Source organism: Streptomyces sp. CA-135486, assembly GCF_050936555.1.
Lineage (GTDB): Bacteria > Actinomycetota > Actinomycetes > Streptomycetales > Streptomycetaceae > Streptomyces.
Window position 1 is genome coordinate 4,027,893 of record NZ_JBNJMM010000002.1, and the last position, 21,956, is coordinate 4,049,848.

General features: G+C 67.7%; 15 protein-coding genes and 1 pseudogene. 8 read left to right on the forward strand and 8 right to left on the reverse strand.

All coding sequences use genetic code 11. From position 1 onward, the window contains the following. Positions 1-87: 87 nt before the first annotated feature. Complete coding sequence (locus tag ACQEVG_RS38005; RefSeq protein ID WP_432992695.1) at positions 88-537, reverse strand: HD domain-containing protein; 450 nt, start codon at positions 535-537, stop codon at positions 88-90. A 690-nt stretch (positions 538-1,227) separates the two neighbouring features. On the opposite strand from ACQEVG_RS38005, the gene ACQEVG_RS38010 reads away from it, so the two are divergent. Next, positions 1,228-1,578 (forward strand): PRC-barrel domain containing protein, encoded by a 351-nt coding sequence (locus ACQEVG_RS38010; RefSeq protein WP_432992698.1) that lies wholly within the window; start codon positions 1,228-1,230, stop codon positions 1,576-1,578. A gap of 102 nt (positions 1,579-1,680) precedes the next feature. Here the strand turns inward: ACQEVG_RS38010 and ACQEVG_RS38015 are convergent, their stop codons facing one another. Further along, positions 1,681-2,097: a CBS domain-containing protein gene (locus ACQEVG_RS38015; RefSeq protein WP_432992701.1), complete on the reverse strand. Its 417-nt coding sequence runs from the start codon at positions 2,095-2,097 to the stop codon at positions 1,681-1,683. A gap of 746 nt (positions 2,098-2,843) precedes the next feature. Between ACQEVG_RS38015 and ACQEVG_RS38020 the strand changes: the two genes are divergently transcribed. Then, positions 2,844-3,893, forward strand: a complete 1,050-nt coding sequence (locus ACQEVG_RS38020) for an IS110 family transposase (RefSeq protein ID WP_432992704.1) — start codon at positions 2,844-2,846, stop codon at positions 3,891-3,893. 1,246 nt (positions 3,894-5,139) lie between these two features. Further along, entirely contained in the window at positions 5,140-6,288 is a 1,149-nt protein-coding gene (locus ACQEVG_RS38025) for an FG-GAP repeat domain-containing protein (RefSeq protein ID WP_432992707.1), read from the forward strand. 33 nt (positions 6,289-6,321) lie between these two features. Here the strand turns inward: ACQEVG_RS38025 and ACQEVG_RS38030 are convergent, their stop codons facing one another. The 6 genes and pseudogenes from ACQEVG_RS38030 to ACQEVG_RS38055 all read right to left on the reverse strand — a co-directional run bounded on the left by ACQEVG_RS38030 (position 6,322) and on the right by ACQEVG_RS38055 (position 11,191). Continuing rightward, positions 6,322-6,795, reverse strand: coding sequence for a hypothetical protein (locus ACQEVG_RS38030; RefSeq protein ID WP_432992710.1), 474 nt, complete (start codon positions 6,793-6,795; stop codon positions 6,322-6,324). Between the two features lie 234 nt (positions 6,796-7,029). Next, entirely contained in the window at positions 7,030-8,007 is a 978-nt protein-coding gene (locus tag ACQEVG_RS38035; RefSeq protein ID WP_432992713.1) for a peptidase, read from the reverse strand. 46 nt (positions 8,008-8,053) lie between these two features. Continuing rightward, the gene (locus tag ACQEVG_RS38040) at positions 8,054-8,584 is read right to left on the reverse strand and encodes a hypothetical protein (RefSeq protein WP_432992716.1); all 531 of its coding nucleotides are present in this window, start codon (positions 8,582-8,584) and stop codon (positions 8,054-8,056) included. Between the two features lie 115 nt (positions 8,585-8,699). Then, positions 8,700-9,599 carry a transposase gene (locus ACQEVG_RS38045; RefSeq protein ID WP_432992719.1) on the reverse strand — a complete coding sequence of 300 codons (900 nt, stop codon included), beginning with the start codon at positions 9,597-9,599 and terminating at the stop codon, positions 8,700-8,702. Then, a complete protein-coding gene (locus ACQEVG_RS38050) occupies positions 9,596-10,177 on the reverse strand; it encodes a helix-turn-helix domain-containing protein (RefSeq protein ID WP_432992722.1) in 582 nt (193 codons plus the stop codon). Before ACQEVG_RS38050 ends, ACQEVG_RS38045 begins: the two co-directional genes overlap by 4 nt. 442 nt (positions 10,178-10,619) lie before the next feature. Continuing rightward, positions 10,620-11,191: pseudogene (locus ACQEVG_RS38055) on the reverse strand (dihydrofolate reductase family protein). Between the two features lie 463 nt (positions 11,192-11,654). On the opposite strand from ACQEVG_RS38055, the gene ACQEVG_RS38060 reads away from it, so the two are divergent. From ACQEVG_RS38060 to ACQEVG_RS38080, 5 genes are all read left to right on the forward strand, one after another. Next, positions 11,655-12,506 carry a Rieske 2Fe-2S domain-containing protein gene (locus ACQEVG_RS38060; protein ID WP_432992725.1) on the forward strand — a complete coding sequence of 284 codons (852 nt, stop codon included), beginning with the start codon at positions 11,655-11,657 and terminating at the stop codon, positions 12,504-12,506. Positions 12,507-12,825: 319 nt separating this feature from the next. After that, on the forward strand, positions 12,826-14,046 hold the full coding sequence (locus tag ACQEVG_RS38065; protein WP_432992728.1) for an ATP-binding protein: 1,221 nt from the start codon (positions 12,826-12,828) through the stop codon (positions 14,044-14,046). 2,170 nt (positions 14,047-16,216) lie between these two features. After that, positions 16,217-19,123: an HD domain-containing protein gene (locus ACQEVG_RS38070; protein WP_432985495.1), complete on the forward strand. Its 2,907-nt coding sequence runs from the start codon at positions 16,217-16,219 to the stop codon at positions 19,121-19,123. Between the two features lie 520 nt (positions 19,124-19,643). Further along, complete coding sequence (casA, locus tag ACQEVG_RS38075; protein WP_432984817.1) at positions 19,644-21,227, forward strand: type I-E CRISPR-associated protein Cse1/CasA; 1,584 nt, start codon at positions 19,644-19,646, stop codon at positions 21,225-21,227. Next, positions 21,227-21,952, forward strand: a complete 726-nt coding sequence (locus ACQEVG_RS38080; protein ID WP_432984820.1) for a hypothetical protein — start codon at positions 21,227-21,229, stop codon at positions 21,950-21,952. The genes casA and ACQEVG_RS38080 overlap by 1 nt, the downstream gene beginning before the upstream one ends. Positions 21,953-21,956 lie beyond the last annotated feature (4 nt).

The following is a 21,956-nucleotide window of genomic DNA, read 5'->3' on the forward strand; positions in this document are numbered from 1 at the left end:
CGGCCCTGCCGCCGGGCGGGACCGTCAACCCACGCGAGTGGGGGGTTGCACGAACAGTGGGTCATCTCACCGTCTACGGAGAGATCGTCACGGCTCGTGCAGGCCGAGCAGCCGCCGCATCCTGGCGTACTTCTCGCGGAGCTGGGTGCGGGTCGGTTCGTCGAGGAGGGCGAGCCGGTCCGGGTTGGCGTTGTGGGCGAGGTCGGCCTCCTTGATGAGGCGGGCGCCCGGTGTGGCGAGGATCCGCTGTGTGTACGACGCGTCGTCCTCGCCGGGGCGCTTGGTCATCGCGTCGACCAGGTCCTTCACGTTCTGCGGAAGGTCGGCTGACTCGAGCCACTCGCGGGAGAGGACGTCGTCCTCGATCGTGTCGTGCAGCCAGGCGGCGGCGATCTGTTCGTCGGAGCCGCCACGCTCCCTCACCCCGTCAACCACGGCCCGGACATGCTCCAGGTAGGGCCGTCCGGCCTTGTCCCTCTGGTGCGCGTGGCCTTCGCGGGCGATCGCCTCGACCTGGTCGAGCGTGCGGTCCGGCATAGGTACGACTCTACGGGCGCCGGGCCTTCGCCGCCCGGCTCACCGCTGCTTGCGGCCAGCAGCCCAAGGCAGCTCCGACCGGAGCTCGGCACGCACCTTGCGAGTGCGGCAGGCGCGGCATCACCCGGAGGACGTGAGCGCGCAGCCCGCCAGTCGGAGCAGGTGGAACTCCCTTGCCCGGCGGACCGCGTCGCGGCGCCGGGACTACAGCTTGCGATAGATGCTCCTCAGAAGCTGCTGCGTTCATCCCGTGCCTGGCCCGCGACTGCGCGCTGCCGCGCGGCATCCGGATCCGGTGGTGGCTGCCGCTGGCCTATCTGGCGATGCCCCCGGCCTGGCGAAGGGCTGGAGCGCCACTGGCCCGACACCGACGGGAAACGGCATCGCCCCAGCTACCGCCGAGCCCGGCGACCACCACGACATATTCAAGTCACGACCCTGTTGTCTGGCTGAATCCAGTGCAATGCTCTGACGACGGTGATCCCCCAGCCCCCAGGCGGAGATGCCCCACCCCCTGGCCCCGCCCGTGTGCTGTCACCTTGGGCGGGGGCCGCGCCGTCCCTCCCGGCCTCCCCACGGGAGGGCCGACGGCTGCGCACTGGCGCCCGAGTGGCAGATCCGGTACTGCGGACGTACGTTCGACGACGAGCGGCGGATGCTCGTATCTGTCATGCACCGAGAGGCACTGCTGTGAGTGGAGACATCTGGGGCTATCGACCGACCGCGGGATATCAGCAGGGGATCGACCTCGTCGGTTACAAGGTTGAAGCCAGCGACGGCCACATCGGCAAGATCGACAAGCACTCCGAAGATGTCGGCTCCTCCCACCTCGTCGTGGACACCGGAGTCTGGATTTTCGGCAGACGCGTACTGCTGCCCGCCGGGGTCATCGAGCGCATCGACACGGCCGCAGAAACGGTCTACGTCAACCGGACCAAAGACCAGATCAAAGACGCTCCCGAATTCGACGAGGCCAAGTACGCCGGCGAGCCCACCTACCTGGAGCAGTTCGGCCGCTACTACGGCCAGCCGCACATGTAGCAGGCGCAACCCCGGCGCAGGGGACTCCATCCGCGAGAAGGAGTCCCGAGCACCGCGTCACAATCGGGGGCCTCGCCTGGCCCTCTCGCGCATACGGGCCGATCAGTCGGTGGACAATGCCTGGAGGAGATCACCGACCTTCGGGTCCGGCAGGGCGCGGGCGACGTCGGCCTGGGCGACCATGCCGACCAGAGTGTGCCCGTCGATGACGGGCAGACGCCGGACCTTGTGCTCACTCATGGTGCGCAGGATCTCCTCGGCATCATCGTCGGCACCGATGGTGACCACCTCGCCCTGCGCCAGCTCACCGGCCTTCACCTCGGCCGGATCCTTGCCCACCCCCAGAACCTTCACCACAATGTCGCGGTCGGTGAGCATGCCCTTGAGCCTCTTGTCCGTGCCGCAGATCGGCAGCGCACCCACCCCCAGCTCGGTCATCTTCTTCGCGGCCTCGAGCACCGTCTCCTGGGCGCCGATGCACTCGGCGCCCCCTGTCATGATCTCTCGCGCGGTCGTCATTCCGGCAGCACTCCTTCTTCCTCACCTACAGGTGCGGGCCACACCGCTGAAGCGGCAAGCCCCGGGCACCCATGGGTCCCCCGCACCAACGCCCGCTAACGGCATCGCCCAGCCGTCCACCCAGCGGCCCTCACTTGACCTAGGAACCGACGGAATTCGCTGGCCCTGCCGAAACACAGCTCGCGCCGTGTGGAGGTCCCGTGTGGGGGTGCGGAGGTTGACGTCGTCGGTCCGGGGATGCGCGCGTTCCCGCCGGGGGAGTGGACTGCCTGATTGATCCTCAACGTGGCCGTGGAGCGGTTAGGGGGCCTTTGTCTGTCGTCGGCTGGAGACCTCACGTCATCTGCCGATGTCAGGCGGGGGAAAGGGTGCTCCTCGAGAACGTCCGTGGCAAAGAGGAACGCGATCGTCAGGGCGGGTCCTCCGCCACCGCATCCTCCTCGGATAGTGCCACCGTCAGTCACCACCGAAAGTGAGACAGGGCCGCTCGCTTTACAGGTGGGCGAGATCGCTGCGCTGATCACCTCGAGTACGGGAAAATGGGGCCGGGCGTCCCGGTCAGCCGATGGGCCTGTGATGCGAGCGAGCTCGTTTTACAGGATGGCGATGGGGGCCGACCAGGGGACCACGGATTGTTGCCAGGCATCGGATTTCCGCTGCCGGAGCACGTGTGTCAGACTCCGACTCCTCCCTTGGCCCCTCCGGGGCACCCGCTGAGCACGGACACCACGCGGGAGGAGACAACGATGCCCCGGCTCCAGGATGTGAAGGACGATGTCATCCATCTGCGGTCCGCGGGAGTGGATTTAGGCAAGCGGTTCCTGCTTGCCTGCGTCCGCGTGCCATCCACGAAGCGGGCTGGCAGCTGGTCGCTGGAGACGGAGCGATTCGGCACCACCACCGTCGAAGTACGGCGCCTTTTGGCCTGGCTCCTCGATCACCAGGTCGAGGTGGTGGTCATGGAGGCGACCTCGGACTACTGGCGCGGCGTCTACTACCTGTTGCAGCCGCACCTGAACCTGATGCTGGTCAATCCCGCCCATCTCAAGGGCATCCGGGGCCGCAAGACCGATCCGAGCGACGCGGCCTTCCTGGCCCGGGCCGGCGCCTCCGGGATGGTGATGGCCTCCTTCGTCCCGCAACGCGACATCCGCGAACTGCGCGATCTGACGCGTCGCCGCACCGAGTTGGTCAGGGCCGCGGGCTGGGAGTCCCAGCGGCTGGAGAAAGAACTCGAGGACACCGGCATGAAGCTCTCGGCCGTCCTCAGCGACATCACCGGCGTCAGCGGCCGGGCCATCCTGGAAGCCCTCATCTCCGGCGAACGCGATCCGTCCCGACTTGCGGACCTCACCCGAGGAAAGGCTCGCAACAAGATCCCCGCCCTCGTGAACGCCCTGGACGGTCAGTTCACCGACCACCACGCCTTCATGGTCCGGCACTACCTCGACGAGATCGACCGCTGGAAGAACGTCATCGCTGCCTTCGACAGCCGCATCGCCCAGCTGCTTGCCGACCGCGAGCGGGACATGGCAGTCCTGCAGACCATCCCAGGGATCGGCCGCCTCGGCGCCGAGATCATCATTGCCGAGACCGGTGGCGACATGGCCCAGTTCGCCTCCGCCCACCACCTGGCCTCCTGGATCGGGGTCTGTCCCGGACAGAACGAGTCGGCCGGGGTCACCAAGTCCGGCCGAACCCGCCCCGGCAACAGCAATCTCAAGCGCCTGCTCGGAATCGCCGCCATGGTCGCGATCAAGAAGAAGGACTCCCCCCTGACGAGCCGAAGTCAGTAATGGAATGTGGCCGTGGACGACCCGAACCTGAAGTAGTAACACCACCCGCGCACCGCCGAGTTGATGCGGAGACGCTGGTGAACACCGGTGATCTGGGGCCCGACCCCGACGGGGCCTGGCTGCGGGTACGGACGACGCGCCTTCCCGCCCGACACGCCTGGAGAGCGCGCTCGGACGAGAGCTCCGGGATGGTTCCCACGTTCACTGTGATCCGCTTGTCGGTGAGGCGGCCAGCTTTGCCCCTGCGGCATCGCCACGGTTACGCCGCAGTCCTTCACCGTGGCCTCCCGACCGGCAAGATCAATCCGATCCAGGAGTTCCCGCCCGTACGGGCGGTGCGCACCGCGATCCAGCCCAGATCCACCGGGTTTGAGCTGGCGAAGGTCTTGAGGGGCTTTACACCGCTGGTTCCTCGCGCCCATCTTCCCGTCTCGCTTGCCGGACCCGCACCGTCCGGTCGTTCCGGTGCGTCCCGTCGTTGTCGGGGGTGCTCTCCATCAGGCCCGGCCGAATTACCGAACCCGACTGCCCTCAGCTTCTGCCGTCCCGCTGCGACGGGACGACGGCGCAGGTCTCACACCCGCACGCGGATCGCAGCGCCTCGTGGCGCACGGTTTTCCACTTCACTCGAACCAACAGCGCCTCACGGCGCAAACGAAAATCTGCCAGAGCCACGTTCACCTGTACGCTGACAACTCGCAAGTGCAGCCCGCTGACGGCCTTTTCAGACGCCCTCAACTTCCGCCCATCCAGGCCGCTTTGAGCAGAGAACGTGGATTGTTTCCGGCTGGTTCCGCGAGCCTGCCGTTTTCCACATGGGGAGTTATTAGTATAATCCTAATTAGTGCGATTTGACGAGCGGCTCCGGCGTGCAATGAAGGACTCTTCACAACCCTCGCGGAATATTCTCTGCTTCACAATGGGATTTGCCTACGTGACTTACCCATTGACGGCCCATCAAGGGAGCGGGACCGTGTGAGTGGTTCTATTTACTGCCGCGGATGCCTTCGGGCGACCTGCGCGGCTGTACCGGTGCTGATGCTCGAAAGAGGGGATTGATCAGCTGCAGTCCAAACGCCGGTCGGCGGCGTCCCTTTCGCCTCGACTGTCACCGCGCCGACTGAATGACCACGAGTGGCGGATATGCATGAGCTCTGACCTGAGCGTGAATCGTCGCGCCGGAACACCATCGCAACAATTTCTAGGCGGTCAGAGAGAAGCCGATTCATGACGTCAAGGAGGCATCATGCCACGCAAACGCTCGACCGCCACGGCTCGTAGGAGTACGAGATTCGCGGTCACTGTCCTGATGGCGGTGATGGCCCTGTTCACCGCGCAGGGCTCCGCGATGGCGGCCCCTCCTACCTTCGCGACCCATGTCGAGTACAGCACTGGCACCAGTCCCGTTTCCGTGGATGTCGCCGACTTCGACGAGGACGGTTTCGACGACCAGGCCGTCGCCAATTCCGACGACGACTCGGTGTCGGTGCTGCTGGGCAACGGAGACGGCACCTTCGACGCCAAAGTCGACTACGCCACGGGCGACTATCCGGACGGGCTCGAGGTCGGTGACTTCAACGAGGACAGTGACCTCGACCTGGTGGCGACGAACAGCTTCGACAACACTGTGTCGATTCTGCTGGGCAACGGGGACGGCACTTTCGACGCCAAAGTCGACTACGGCACCGCTGCGACTCCGTACAAGGTGGCGGTGGGCGACTTCGACGAGGACGCGAACGCCGACCTGGCGGTGACCGATCTCGAAGCGGACGTGGTGTCGGTGCTGCTGGGCAACGGGGACGGCACCTTCGACGCCAAAGTCGACTACGGGACAGGGTCCTTCCCGTACGGGGTGGCGGTGGCCGACTTCGACGAGGACGCCAACCTCGACCTGGTCGTGTCCAACTTCGCTGCGGACACGGTGTCGGTGCTGCTGGGCAACGGCGATGGCTCCTTCGACGCCAAGGTCGACTACGCGACCGGAGCGGTGCCCAGCCGGATCTTGGTGGGTGACTTCGACGTGGACGCGAACGTCGACATCGCGGTCGCCAACCTGGACGCCGCATCGGTGTCGGTGCTGCTCGGTAACGGGGACGGCACCCTCGACGCCAAAGTCGACTACACAACAGGCGCTGGCCCGTTCTCAATGAGGGCGGTCGACTTCGACGGCGACACCAACATCGACCTGGCGACGGCCAACGCGTCGGAAAACACCGTGTCGGTGCTGCCGGGCAACGGAGACGGCACCTTCGACACCAACGCCGATTTCGCCGTCGACGCTGCCCCGTTCTCCCTCGCAGTGGGGGACTTCAACGAGGACACACTCCCTGATGTGACGACTGCCAACCTCGGGGCGGACACCGTGTCGGTCCTGCTCAACACCACGACCCCCTAGCCCCGGCCAACGCAGCAGCGAGCCATCGGACCGCTAGGCAACGGAGTGAGTCACGGTGCCGGTGTAGGTGCCTGCCACAGCCGAGGCAGGCACCGACATCGTCAGCGTCGGCAGCCAGGTCACGAAAGTGCTGGTCATGACGCCGTTGTAGGAGAATGCCGGGCGGGGGACATCTAGAGGCTGTGCGTCTGCCGCGGTGGGCTGTCCGGGGATCCAGGTTCCGGAGCCGGACTTCGTGACAATCGGGCCCGACCGGTACGACAGCTGGCTCTTCGAAATCGTCTCACCGACTGTGCCCCCTCCAGTGGTGAAGTTGCTCGCGGACACCGTGGCGGTCCAGCTACGAACGCCGATGTTGGTGACTTTCAGCTGCCCAAGTTGCACGCTCGTCGTTTGTCCGGGCTTCGCGGCCCCTATGGTGGCTGACCCCGGAGCGGTCACGGACGGGGCCAGAATCGCCTGGGGAATCGCGAAGACGGCAGGGGCCATCATGGCTTCTGCCCCCACTGCTTCCATGGGAGGCCACGCCAGGACGCCCACACACATCACCACAGTCCCGCCCCACACGCTGAATCGAGACTCTGAGCCGGACCGAACTTCCACTGACGCTCCCATATGCGATACGGCGACGGCCGGTACTTACTTACAAACATTCGGACAGGGGCAGATTTGCATCTGCCGAGCAGACGGCTGCGCTGACTGATCCGCCATTCATCCGCAGGTGTTACATATCGCGGGCACTCAGGGGCATCGTCGGCGCCGGTACCTGACAAGGGCCGCTGCAGAGCCGAGGACAATCAGGCCTCCTGCCAGGCCGTACCGCACCGTGCTGCCCGACGGGTCGGGAAGCCAGACGAAGGCCTTGCCACCCGGTTCTGGAAATGTCAGTCGTGCCGCAAGACTGCGCCGCACCGTTCCGCTTTCCAGCCGCAACCGTGCCCTCCACGGACCCGCGGGCAGACGCCGGTCGAGGTCGATCCGGACAGTACCCGCTCCCCCTGGGGGCAGCGTTGTGCCGGGAGTAACCTCGTACGCGCCCGCGCTCAGTCCTCCAGGACCCTCCGCGAGGTCAAGCTTCCCTCTAAGATCCAGTGCCCGCTTCCCTGTATTGCGAACGCGCGCGATGACGCGAGGCTGACCGTTCTCCTGGCGGATGGCGGTGAGCTTGTCAATATCGAAGGCTGCGTACTCTCCGCTGTCACTGACATCCAGATACACACGCACTCCTACGCGTGTGACGCTGCCGACGTTGTGCGTGGCATCCGGCGGCGTTCCGCTTTCGGCCCACACGACCGCATACCGCTCTCCCGGTGCCGCCACCTTCGGTACTTTGATCGTGACGTTCGCCTCCGTTTTCTCCCACGGATCGAGCGTCTGCCGGGCGGGATTGACGCCGGTCCATTCGGTCAGTTCGTTCGGCGTGTGCGCGTCGGCGAAGGTGAAAGTGTTCTTCTCGATCCTCGCCGCAGCCGCATACAACCTCACCTCCCGCCGGTTACGGCTTTCGTTGGCCACCTCGAAGCGGCGCTCGATGGTCGTTCCCGGCTTCAGGTGGTCGACGATGTACTTCAGCGCCCGCGGGTCATCGCGCCGGGCTACCGGCGCTTCGAGGAGCCGGAAACCGAGGTATCCGGGCTCGGCTGGCTCGAAGGGGAGAGTCGAGGCGGGAGCGGGCGTGGCCGGGAATGTACTCATGAGGACGGCCAGTGCCGCGCTCATGAGCCAGAAGGGTGCGCTCTTTCCTGTGCGGGCGTCCGTCAAATGCTCACGCTACCGAATGGGTAATGACGCCGCTGTAAGCACCGGACACATTGCCCGCCGGCACAGTGACGGTCAGCAGGGGGTTCCAGCTGACGGAGTTGGCTCCGTCGGCCGTGTTCGGCCGGGAGAACGCCGTACGAGGCGAGGCGAGGTTTCCCGGAGTGCCGGCCGTGAACGGGGGGTTGACCGGATTGATCGCAGTCCGGGGGTCATACACGACGGAGCCTCCCGAAATCGTCTCGGACGCCGAGCCGCCGCCCGTGGTGAAAGGCGTGCTCAGGCTCACCGTAGCAATCCAGTCAGTGCTGAGCTCGGAACGCTGGTCATTCACCGAGATATTGCCGAGCGCGCCAACCGCCTGGCCCCCCGGCGCCGCCGAAGAAAGAGAGGCACTTGTTGGCGCGCCGATCGTCAAACCCGTCGTGGCGGACACCGTGAAGGTCGTCGTCGTGTCGGCTGCAGTCGCCGGCACCTGCGTCACCGCGACAGCAGCGACCGCCAGAGCGACGGCGACAGCGGCGTTTCCAATACGCATGCTCACCCCTTATTCCATCAGCAATTATCCCGAACATATGCTTTTCCCTGATCATGGAGCGAGGCGAGATGTCATTGTTCACACCACAGAGGTAACGGCAGGAGGCTGGATGGCCTTACCCGGCAGAATGCGCACATGAACAGGCATCGATGGGGGGCTGCGATCCAACGGAACACCACCGAGACACCCCTGCTGATCGCACGTCCGGTCCCGTCTGCGTCGGCGCGATGGGCAGGCGTGACACCGGCGCTGAGCGTAACCTCCCGGGGAGGCCGCGGACGTGGTGACCTGCGCTCGGCGGCCGATCGGAATAGACAACAGGGAATGAGCGTCCCAGGTCCCGCAGAAGCGCCGCCGCGCAGGATTGGTTCGTGCGTGCGCGTGTCCGCATCCCCGAAGCGCACAGGTGCAGCTCCGTCGAACCTCTGCCCTGAGGACTGCCAGGGCGACGGAGGATTCTTCCGGGTGATCGGCGGTGTGCCGGTCGAGCCTGGCCAGCAGATCGTCCAGGTCGGAGGTGGTGAACCTCCACTGGAACGGCTGCGCTGTGGCGTTGTAGCGGTCTTCGAAGGCGCGGAGCCGGTCCCTGACCTCGCCGAGGTCGGTGAAGTCGTTGGGTGAGCTTGCGCTGGACGACGGAGAAGTAGATCTCCACCTGGTTGAGCCAGGAGGCGTGTACCGGGGTGTGGATCATGACCGCGTTCGGGAAGGCGGCGGCCAGGCGGTCGGCTGCCTTCTTCCCGCGGTGGGAGGAGCCGTTGTCGACGATCCAGAAGACGCACTTGGCGCTGGCGTACGGTTCTTGGCTCATGACCTGGGTGACCAGGGTCATGAACGGGGCGATGCCGGTGCGTGGTTCGGTGCGGCCGAACACGCGGGCGCGGTGGAGGTCGTAGGCGGCCAGGTAGGCCAGGGCGCCGCCGCGGCCGTAGGTGTGGTTCACGCATGGCCCGGGCTTTGCCGGGGGCGAGGGTGGGGTGGCAGCGGCAGCGGGCTTGGATGGAGGTCTTCTCATCCGCTCTGATGACGTACTCGTCCTCGCCGAGCGGGATGCCGTTCCAGGTGCGGGCGTACAGGTCCAGCACACGGGGCCGCCCTGAGGCGGAAGCCGGGGCCGGTAATGAAGATCCAGGAGCGGTGCTGCCAGGGCTTGAGCGCGTCCTGGTCCAGCCAGCGACGCACGGTGGAGGCCGACACGGACGGGGCGATGCCGCGGGCCATGGCCTCGCGGGCCAGCTCCGGGCACGACCAGCGGGACAGCGGCGCCCCGGCCTCAGCGGGCAATTGGCAGGCCAGCGCCTTGACCTGGGCGGCCTGCAGCGCCGTGAACGAAGGCAGGCGGCCGGGATGCCTGCGGTCGGCCAGCCCGGGCATGCCGTCCTCGGCGAACCGGCCCCGCCACTTCCGCACGGTGTCCAGGTGCAGGCCCGTCTGGCGGGCGATGCGCGCGTGGGAGCGGCCCCTGGCCGCATGCAGCACGATCTGCGCGCGCATCCGGGCCTGGTAAGGGGTCTTGTGGCCGTAGGCCATCTTCTTCAGCCAATGCCTCTGCGAGGCGGTCAGCGATATCAGGCAGGCGGAGGCAACGGGCAAGGCAGGCAAGCCAATCAGCAGAAGTGGATCTTACTGGCCGCACTGTGCCGCAGCACCAGGCACCGCGGCCGGGCAGGATGACCCCATGCCCACCGTGCCGGAGTCGACGAAGTCCTCCCTCGCCCAGAACCTGACCGCATGGTTCTGTTCACGAGGTTGGGTTTCGACAGCACCTACCTGCCTGGCGGGCCGGCCGGGTCGTTCGCGGCTGAGGTACGTTCGCCGGGGAGTATGGTGTGCCGCCGGGTGCCTCCCAAGGTTGAACAGCGGTTGTGCATCGTTTTGGGAGGCGCCCCGCAACCGGCGTGTTCGATGGTCGCGAGAAGCGACAGCACCGGGGGCGAGCGTTCGTACCGCGGGGCTCGAACAGGTCCCGCGGCGCGGATGCTCGGGTTACTTATCGCTGCCTTCGGCGAGGGTGGGGCGGGTACGGGAGCCCTTGTCAGCGGACGACGTCGAAGACGTTCTTCTGCAGGCCGTTGGCGTAGACCTCGTGCTCGACCAGCTTCAGCTTCTGGGTGTCCTTGTCTGTGGTGCTGAACAGCCGCTTGCCCGCGCCGAGCAGGAGCGGGAAGACGAGCAGGTGGTAGCGGTCGATCAGGCCGGCGTCGGAAAGGCTCTGGTTCAGGGCGGCGCTGCCATGGAGGATGATCGGGCCGCCCTCGGTCTCCTTCAGCGCGGCGACGTCGTCGAGCGAGCGCAGGATCGTGGTCTCGCCCCAGTTGGACACCAGGTCGTCCTTGGTGAGGGTGGTGGAGACGACGTACTTCGGCATCACCTTGTATTCGGCGAAGTCCTCCATGTCGGGCCACACCGGGCTGAACGCCTCGTAGCTGGTCCGGCCCAGCAGTATCGCAGTGGCTTCCTTCTGCTCCCGGCCCTTGATGGCGAATGCCTCGGGGAGGAACTCGATGTCCTTGAAGGTCCACCCGGAGTTCCGGTAACCGGACTCGCCGCCCGGGCTTCCACGACGCCGTCGAGCGAGACGAAGGCGGTGCTGATCAGGGTTCGCATCAAAGGTTCCTCGGGTCTCGTGTCTGGTTCTCAGCAGGTGCGGTCGTGCACGCTTCGACCACACTCGCGGCTGCGGCGCACCAACCATGATCTCTGACTGCGGATCACGGAGAAACTCATCGGCCGTCGCCTGCCGCTCCCCGCGGCCTCGGCATCCGGATCATCTCGGGAGCCACACATGTGCCCGACCGCGGGAGCTACCAGCAGCGCAACGTACAGCTCGGCGACCCGGCCACCTCCAGCACACGCCGCCACCGGCCACGCCGGAACACGACCGTCTCGCCGACTGCGGCTGAAGGCCCTCAGACGGGCGGTGTTCTGCGGTTCTCCCTGAACTCGAGCTCCTTGGATAAGGGTGATGAGCCGCTCCGTACGGTACCCGGTTAGCCCGTTATCGCTCGTCCCGTCGCGGATAGGGGAGTAGGAAGCGACCTGTGCAATACCCCGGTGAGGAGAGCATGAAATGGCCGTCCTTCATCAGTTCGCCAGACGACTGGAGCGTCTTGGCGCGCTGGATTCGGTGGCGGCTCCCGTGGCTCGAGCAGTCGGCCGCGTGGTGCGGCCGCGGCCGGTCCGCAACCTCCTCAGCGGAACGAACCTGGGCCATCCGCTGCATCCGGTGCTCACGGATCTGCCAATCGGGGCATGGACCATGTCGGTCCTGCTGGACACCGTGGGGGGGCGGTCCGCGGAGCCTGCAGCCGACCTGCTGGTCGCCGCAGGCATCGCCACCGCGGTGCCGACCGCCGCCACCGGCCTGAACGACTGGTCGGACACCTACGGAGAGGCCAGGCGCGTCGGCCTGGTGCACGCAGGAGCGAACGTGACCGCACTGACCTTGTACGTGGCCTCTCTCCTGGCCCGACGAGCCGGGAATCGCCGCTTCGGCAAGGCCCTGGGCATGGTCGGCTTCGGTGCTCTGCTGGCCGGGGGCTACCTCGGCGGCCATCTCGCCTACGTGAAGGCTGTCAACGTCAACCACACCGCGTTCGAGGACCACCCGGCGGAATGGACACCGGTGATCGCGGACTCAGAGCTCCGCGAGGGCGAACACCGTAGGGTCCTCGCCGCAGACACGCCGGTCCTGCTCTGCCGCGAAGCAGGTGACGTGCTGGCGCTGGGGAGCACCTGCAGTCACATGGGAGGACCCCTGGATGAGGGCAAGATCGACGATGGCTGCGTCACCTGCCCATGGCACGGCAGCACCTTCGCCCTCGCTGACGGACACATCGTCCGCGGCCCCGCCACCACACCCCAGCCCAGCTACGAAACCCGTGTCCGCGACGGACAGATCGAAGTCCGCGCACGTCAGTGACAACACCGCGAATGCCGCCCCGAGCGGCACAGGCCCGCTCATACAGGGCTGCGCACCGCTCGCTTCCCGCTCATAGCAAGAGAACCTCGCGGGGAACAATGACATGGCCGGGCGCGTGGGTGCACCGTCGCTGGATTGGGAGATGCCGTCAGCAACCGAGGGTGGTGAAACCTCCGACGCTGGCTCCGTAGCCGACGTGGGCCAGGTGGGTGGCCAGTGGGCATAGTCGCCCCGTAGTTGAGCATCAGGAAGCCGGGGGTTCCAGCGCCGGCCGTCGTGCCGGCGCGGGCGGCTGCCGCGGTGTCCGGGACCGGCTCGTATGGCCATGCCCTGGTGCGGCTCCCAGCTCGGCGACGAGCGCGGCGGCCTGTTCGGCCTTCAGCTCGCCTCCGGCGGCGCCCGGCCGGTGATGGTCGACCCCGCCCGCGGCCCCCGCGAGAACGCGTCCGCATCGATGGCGTTCACCGGCGAGCTCGGCGCCGGCAAGTCCGTCGGACTCAAGTCCGCGGTCTACAACGTCCTCGCCCGCGGCCACCAGCCCGGCAAGCCCAACTCGCGTGGCCGCGCGGTCATCGTCGACCGCACGAAGGAAGAGGAGTGGGCACGCTTCGCCAGCGCCTGCCCTGGCACCACCCAGGTCATCCGAATCGACCAGAGCGCCGAAGTCTTCCTGGATCCGCTGCGCCTGTACGTAAAGGACAGCCCGAAGGTCGCCGCCCGCTTCTGCGAGTCCTTCCTGACCCTGCTGCTCGGCGTGAAGCCGATGGACCTGGAAGGCGTCGCACTCTCCGAGGCGGTCCAGGCCGTCCTGGAGCGCCCCGAACCGTCCATGCGCGCCCTGATGGACGAGCTCACCCGGCGTGGAGAACAGGACACCCCGGCCCGCAACTTGGCCCGCAAGCTGAAGGCCGTTGCGCGCAAGGACCTCGCCGCGGTGGTCTTCGACGAGACGCTGCCGGTCGAAGACACCGCCCGGGCCGACTCCGTCGTCTTCCTGGTCAACTCCCTCGCGCTGCCGAAGAAGAGCGAGCTCGCCTCCGATCACCGCATCGAGCGCCTGGAGTTCGAGAAAGTCCTGGGCCGCTCACTGATGTACCTGATCGCCGCCGTCGCCCGCGAGACCGTCATGGCCTCAAAGCACGAGTTCGGCGTCGCCGTCTTCGACGAATGCTGGTGGCTCACCAGCTCGGACGAGGGCCTGGAGCTGCTGCTGGAGCTCATGCGTGACGGCCGCAAGCACAACGCCGCCGCGTACGTCGGCAGTCACGACCCGGACGACATCGGGCCGGCCGACAGCGAGAAAGGCGCCATCATCCGCGGCCTGATCCCACACCGGCTCCTCTTCCGCCAGACCACCCGCTCCCTGGCCTCCCGCGGGCTGGAATTCCTCGGCGTCGACGCCACCGACGCCGAGCTGCTGAGTCTCACTTTGATGTCCGACGAGGCTCTCATAGTGATGTCCTGTGTTCCTCTGTTGCTGCACCCCATGTCACGTGCTCATTTGCCGATCCCTGGCAGAATCAAGAGCGGCAGCCGGTGAGAAGTTGACGTGACGTCATATGGGACATTGCAGGACATTGAAGTGAGAATCCCGATAGCGGTCCCTACCTGACCTGCAGGTTCTTCCATTTAGCGGGGGCGAGGTCGGCTGCGTGGGTCGGGTGCCCAGTGTTGGGCGCCGGGTCCTGCGAAGGAGGGGACCCAGCTCCCTGCCACCTGAAGAGGGCTTGCTGTCGGATGACTCATGCTTCGGCAGGGACATGCAGGATGTCAGGGCCGCCCCCGGTGAGCGAATCAACCCTGCGTGTGCGGGGCCGGAAGTGGTTCGACCGCGATGTATGGACTGCCGTGGTGTCATCCCTGCGTGTGCGGGGCGGAGCCCAAGAAGGACGGCGGCCTGACCGACCGTGAGGTGTCATCCCTGCGTGTGCGGGGCGGAGACTTGTGAGCTGGGGCGTTAGAGCCCACTGCAGTTTTTGCTGTCCGCAAGACTGGTTCGCGTGGCTGAGCTTGGTCACGGCGGGTGAGATCGGTGCGGCAGTGGATTCGCCCCGGCCATCGGGGGAGTGGTGTCGTGGCCCGTCAGGACGGGGTCGGGGACGGCACTCGATGATACTGCGCCTGAGAGCCATCCCTGCGTGTGGCGGGGCGGAGTTCCTGGCGCGGGCGGTGAGGTTGCCGCTGGTCGAGTCTTCCCCGCGTGTGCGGGGCGGAGAAGATCTGTCCGTCGGTCATGAGGCGGCTCTCGGAGTCATCCCTGCGTGTGGCGGGGCAGAGGCGCAGTTACTCAATGGGGAGGCCTTCGAGTAGGTGTCATCCCTGCGTGTGCGGGGCGGAGGGGGCGCACCTGAGTGACGCGCTGCTGAGCCGGGAGTCATCCCTGCGTGTGCGGGGTGGAGTGGGCGATGGTGACGGCGCACGCGTACCGGACTGAGCCATCCCTGCGCGTGCGGGGCGGCGCCCTGATTGTCGTCGGGATTGGTCCACAGGCTGGAGTCATCCCTGCGTGTGCAGGGCGGAGCTCATCATGCTGTGGCTCGCGAGCGTATGCGCCGACTCATCCCTGCATGTGCGGGGCGGAGCTGTCCCAGGGCGTGCGCTGCGACTGGACCCGCGAGTCATCCCTGCATGTGCGGGGCGGAGCCGCCGAGGAGCCGGGGCTGGTAGGTCTGGCCGGAGTCATCCCTGCGTGTGCGGGGTGGAGCCCTGAGCGGCCAGGGTGATGAGGTCACCGAACGAGTCATCCCTGCGTGTGGCGGGGCGGAGGCTTGCTGAGCTGGGACGTTACCAGAGCCCACTATGGTTTTTGTCTGGTCGCAACACTGGTTCGTGTGGCTGATCTTGGTCACGGCGGGTGAGACCGGTGTGTTAGCGGATTGGCTCCGGCCACCGGGGAGTGACGTGGCCCGGCAGGACGGGGCCCGGGGACGGTACGCGATGGCACCTGCTACACCTGAGAGTTCGTCCCCGCGTGTGCGGGGCGGAGGGAATCCGTCCGGGTGTGATGGCGGCCGATCAGGAGTCATCCCCGCCTGTGCGGGGCGATTGGGGCCGAACTCGGTAAGCAGCATGGAGTCCTGAGAGTCGTCTCTGCGTGTGCGGGGCGGAGCTGTCCCAGGGCGTGCGCTGCGACTGGACCCGTGAGTCATCCCCGCGTGTGCGGGGCTGAGGACGAGGACGAACTGACCGACGCCGACTGCATGGTGTCATCCCTGCATGTGCGGGGCGGATTCGTGGGATCCGGCGATCAGGCCAGCGCCGTGCGAGTCATCCCTGCGTGTCTGGGCGGAGTTGGAGTTCGGCTTACCCCTCGTGGACACGAACGGGCCATTCCTGCGGGTGCGGGGTGGGGTCACCGGTACTGCCAGCCCCGCTCCTCACCGGCGTGTCATCCCTGCGTTTGCGGGGAGGGGCCCGCGGTGCCGTTGCGCGGGTTGGAGAAGACCGTGTCATCCCTGCGTGTGCGGGGCGGGAAGCGGGTGGAGCAATAAGCGCAATCAGGCCGCTGAGTCATCCCTGCGTGTGCGGGGCGAAGTCGGCGGTCTCGGTGCCGCTGGTGGTGCAAGGCAGGCTGTCCTGGTGTCCGGTGACATGCCGTTAAGCCTAGTGTGCTGAACGTGATCGACTGGTGCGATGAGTGGGACCGGGGCTGAAAGGGGTTGCGGGTGGGGGTGGTTGAGGATGCACGGTTCGGCGGTATCGACCTTAGGGTGTGGGCGGAGTTTGATGCAGCGACGTGGACGTCGTATCCGTTGCTGTTTCGGATGCTGGATGACGCGGCGGTTGCGGCGGTGTTGTGGGACCGGTTCTTGAGCGCGTCGCAGCGTGCGGTGATCGCTGAGGGCCTGGGTGTGGGCGAGGAGCAGGCGCGGTCGCTGACGGCGTTGCTGGCGGGCTTGCGGGAGTTGGGCAAGCTGGTGCCGGGCTTCCAGCGGCGTGAGCGTGGCGCGTGGGAGCGGCTGGGTGAGGATCTGGTGGCCGGGGCGGGCCGTATCCCGCAGGTACCGGTGGAGGTGGACCGGTCCTCGATGCATGTGGCGCTCGGTGTGCTGGGCGGGTTCGGCTTCGCCGTCGGCGGCAACAGCAGTCCGGCGCTACGTTGCGCGCAGGTGGTCGGGGGCATGGGGGGCCGGTTCCTGCAGGTCGATGTGAGCGGTGGCGCTGCCGTGCGGAGGGTCGCGGACACGGCGGGCGGACCAACCTGGCGGGAGTTACGGGCCCGCTACGCGGCGCTGCTGCGGTATCTGACCGGTGCCGTGACGGTTCCGGAGCGCGTTTCGGTGCAGGCGGCGGTTCTGCTGACCGGCGTGGGGATGCTGGCGGGCCGGCTGTCCGGGCAGCGCGGGCACTGGGAGGGGGCAGCGCACATGCCGGCGTTCGGCGCAGCCGAGCACTTCGCGACCGCCCGCGCTTGGGCGGTCGAGACGGTCGATGAGGCGGAGTTGGAGCGCGTCGACCTGGAGCCGCTCCCGTTCACCACCGCCCACCCGCACTTGAAGGGCCCCAACGCTCTGCAGGCTTCGCTGATGGCGCAGCTGCCCGGTTTGGTGGGCGAGTACGGCGTCGGCATCACGGTGATTGCCGACGGTACGGGATCGGGCAAGAGCGTCGGCGCGCTGGAGGTCAGCCGGATCTGCAACGGCGGGTGCGGCACGGCCGGCGTGGCGTGGCTGATGCCGACCACCGCGACCACCGACGCCGCGTGGGAGACGCTGGAAACGTATGTGCGCGCCCACCGGCCCGAGCGTGCGCCGGTGACGCTGGTCCACGGCCACAGCCGGCTGAACGCCGCCTACACCGACACACGGCTCACCAGCGAGGCGGCCAGCGGGCACGCTGATCCTGCCGGTGCCGTGACCACACTGATGCCTGACGGCACCCGCCCGGCCGACATTCCGGCACCCGCCGAGGGCGGTGCGGCCGGCCGGGACAGCGGAGCGCTGGAGCCGACAGAGGCGGGGGAGTGGCAGGCGGCGCGGGAGGTGACCGCGCCGGAGGGCTTCCTGCGCGGCCAGGACGCGGCGCTGCTGGCCCAGTTCAGCGCGGCGACCGTCGATCAGGCGCAGATGGCGGTGCTGCCGGTGCAGTTCAGCGCGCTGCGGTTGCTGGCCCTGTCGGGCAAGACGGTGGTCGTCGACGAAGCCCACGCCTTGACCCCGTACAGCCACCTGCAGTTGCTGCGACTGCTGCGCTGGCTGGGGAGTCTGCGTACACCAGTGGTGCTGCTGTCGGCGACGATGCCCGCCTCAACCAGCAGCGCCATGGTGGCCGCGTACCTGGCTGGCGCCGGACATGAGCCGGCCCGGCTTGCGGCCGCGGACTATGCGCCGGCCTACCCGGGGTGGCTGTTCGCCGATGCCGCCACCGGCACCGCCCACCGGATGGAGGACACAGCCCGCATCCGGCATTCCCGGGCCCAGAGCCGCCCACTGCGGATGACCATGCGCGCGGTGACCTACCGGCGGCTGCGTGACGTGAACCGGGACGTGGAACCGCACGAGCGGCTCGCCGTGATCGGCCAGACGATCGGACAGGTGGCCCGTGAGGGCGGCTGCGCAACGGTGGCATGCGCGACGGTCGCCGACAGCCAGGACACCTACCGATATCTGCAACGGTCCTGGACGGGCGATCCGGGGGAACTGCTGCTGCTGCATGCGCGGTTCCCCGGCTGGGTGCGCGAACAGCGCACCGGCTGGGTGCGCCGGGCTCTCGGGCCGTCCGGGCCCCGCCCGCACCGGCTGGTCGTGGTGACCACGAGCATGCTGGACACCAGCTTGGACATCGACGTTGACATGATGGTCAGTGACCTGGCCTCGATCGCCCGGCTGCTGCAGCGCGCCGGCCGCCTCGCGCGCTTCTACCTGGCCTGGCAGAACACCGCCCGCCGCCCGCGCTGGTGGAACTCCGACGGCGTGCCGCACCTGACGGTTCTACAGCCGCTCGGCGCCGCGGGGGCCACCGCAGTCCCGGCCGAGTGGCGCACCGTGGAGCCGGCATTCCTGCTGCACGCCACCGCGGCCCTCCTGCAGGCCAAGAATTATGACTTGCAGCTGGGCGTGCCCGGCGACGTGCAGGATCTGGTCGAGCAGGTCCACGGCGAGGACTCTCCGTTCGCCGAGGAGACGGCGAACCTGCGCCGGCTGCTGGCAGGACACCTGGAGCGCTCCAGGGCCGAGGAACACCTCAGCGCCGTGCACCTGATCCCGCCGCACGACCGGGTATCGGCCCTGGCCGACCTGCATCGTCAGTATCTGACCGCCGCCCAGGCTGCCACCCGCCTGGGCACCCTGCCACGACGTCTGCTGCCCTGCTATCTGACCTCTGGCGGCGAACTGGCCCTGGACCGTGCGGGTACGCAGTCGCTGCCCGACCAGAGGTACCTGAGCCCCCGCCAGGTACGCCATATCCTGCAGCACACCGTGCCCGTGCCAGCCGCCTGGGTCGCCCGCCGCGGCCCGCAGCACTGTCCTCCGGCCAGCTGGGAGCAGCATCCGCTGCTTGCCGACCTGGTCTTGCTGCCCACCCCTGCCTGCGACCACGCCCACTCCGAGCACTATGGACCTCATCGCCTGCGCATGGACGACGAACTGGGCCTGGTTCACGACAGGGTGAACTGACCCGCCCGAGGCCGGCGCGGCAGATCAAGCTGCGGGTACTGGTGTCGGGCGGGCGCATGCAGGGAACCGCAGCACCCGCTCGTCTATGACCTGCCGCATCTCAGCGGCGGGACGGGCCGAAACACATGTGGAAAATGCTGATAATCGCACTTTCTCACTCATTGGACATGGTTGGTTACGGTGTGATTGTCTCTGGGGTGTTCAGAGAGCCAGACGGCTCGGAGAGGGACGCAACCGTCACGCCACAAGCATGAGCGGCGGTGTGCCGGTCCCACTCCGTGCCTTCGGCATGAACGCGCGTTCCGCTCGACGCATCCGCCGAGCCGGACACCGCGTTGGGGCGCAGGCTGCCGTACCAGCCCCTGACACTTGGCCAGCTTCCTTTCCCCTCCCGCCTCGGCCCTTCGAGGCCGACACGTCGCACGACCTCCCCCTCTTCCTCTGCGTGGCCTGCCGGACCCGGACTGCTGTCCAGGGGCCCAGGCAGTGCTGTGTCTTCGTCCGCAGGAGACGCCCCTTGATGCCCTGTGTTCCCGCCCGTTTCAGTGCCGCCGACGATCCCTGGATCGATGTCCGACGCGGCACCACCTACCGCCAGGTGGGACTGCGGGAATTGTTCCTCGACGCCCACACCGTCGATGACCTGGCCATACCGATCGCGCCGTCCGCGTCCGGGCTGCTACGCATCGCTGCTGCCATCACCGCCCGCATCACCGGCCTGGATGATTCGACGTTATCCGCCGATCAGTGGAACACCCGCCGCTGGGATCTGCTGTCCGCACCCGACGGCTTCAAGCCCGCCGCGGTGAACGCCTATTTCGACAACAAAGCCCACTGCTTTGAGGTGTTCGACCTGGTGCGGCCCTGGCTGCAGGACCCGCTCCTGGCATCCCAGTGCAAAGCCCTCTCGGGTATCAACAAACTGGTCTTCGGCCGCCCGGCCGGCAACAACCTGGCCTGGCTGAGCCCGCACCACGACCTCGATCCGGTGCCCGTACCGACCGCCCAGGCCCTGCAACACCTGCTCGTCCACCACTACTACGGCGCCTGCGGCGGCGGCACACCACGCACCGTCGGCCGTCGCGCCCCCCGACACCTGGGCGGGCGAAGCGGACCGCTGCGCTCGACGGTCTCCTTCCACCCGCTGGGCCGCACCCTGCACGAGACGTTCCTGGCCCAGATCCCGAAACTCACCGGCGAGCAGACCGGCACCGATCTGTGCCCATGGGAAGACCCCACCCCGCCCGCCCCCGACGCCCCACCCGCCCCGATGACCTGGCCGGGGCGGATCCTGACCGGCCGTTCCCAGCATGCGCTGCTGCTGGTGCCCGGCCACGACGGCTCGTACGTCAGCGATGTGTATCTGACCTGGGCCACCGAACGTCCACCGCTGCCGGCCACCGACCCCTACCTGGTCATCCACACCAACGCAAACGCCAAACCCGAGCAGCGCCGGTACCCGCGGCGAGCGGACGCAGACAAGGCCTGGTGGCGGGAACTGGACGCGCTGCTGCTGGCTCCGGACGAACGCCACGCCTTCCGCCGCCCGCAGATCTTCGACACCCTCAACGACCTGCCCGAACACGTGCGCACCAGCCTCCGGGTCCGCGTCCACGGCTTCGACCAGGACGGCAAGGTCAACAACCGCCGCTGGTACACCGCGATCACCCCACCGATCCTGGCCTGGGCCCAGGAACATGATCCGGAACGCGCCGTGCGGATCGCCGAATGCGTCGCGGCGGCAGAACATCACGCCGGGCGGCTGACCTATCTGGCCGGCCAGGCATGGAAGCACACTGTCAACGGCCCCGGCCGCGCCGCAGATGGCCGCACCCTCGGCAAGGCCGAGAAGAAGTCCGCGTCCCCCTGGGCAGCATCGGCCCGCGCAGCGTACTGGCCACTGGCCGAGCACGCGTTCTGGCACCTGCTCGACCAACCGGACCTCTCCGCCCGGCACACGTTCGCCACCGCCGCGGAGCAGGCACTGCGTACCGCCACCGCAGGCGACCGTATCCGCCTGAGGCATGCCGCCCGCGCGGTCGCCGCCGCCGTGGCCGAACTCCACCGGCCCCCACGCACCCGCCCGGAAGAGGACCGCCGCTGATGTCCACGGCCGCCGAACGCCGCCGCCATTACCAGGACTTCACCGCCGAGGTCCTCGAACTGTGCACCGACCTCGGCGTGCGCAGAGACCTCCAGGACGGCCGCGGCCGACCGGTCAAGGAATGCCTGAGGATGCACAAGTACCTGACCGTGCGCACCGCCGGCCACGGCCAGCGCCGCGCCCACTACACCGTCGCCTCCCTCATCGCCCTGGCCGACCCCCTCGAAGCACTGCGCACCCGCCCCACCCCCGCCCCGCGGCAGACTGCCGACGAACTCGCAGCACAGCCCTCCCCGGCCGCCCCTCATCTGTCCGCCGCCAGCCCCAGCGGCACACCTGCGGTGCCCTCCCGCACAGCCGCAGACAACCCTCTGCCCAGCCCGTCGGACGCCCCCAGTCCCGGGCAGCTCGACCCCGATGCCTACACGGCCACAGCCTGGCGCAAGCGCCCCAACCTCGGCGTGACCATGGCACGTGCGGTGCGCCGCGCCGACTTCAACGAGGACCGTACGGACGACCTTTTGCACGTCATCGTCCGTGTCGGCGACGACCACCTGCACCAGCACCTGTTGCCTTCCCTGACCGGCCGGCTGTTGCGCGCCGGACTCGTCTGGGACTGGCCCGTTCTGCTCGACGACCTCGCGGTCCGCGTCTTCGACCCGGACCAGGTCGCCACCCGCTGGCTGGATGCGTTCTACCTCACCCTCAACCCCATCAAGGACTAAAGAC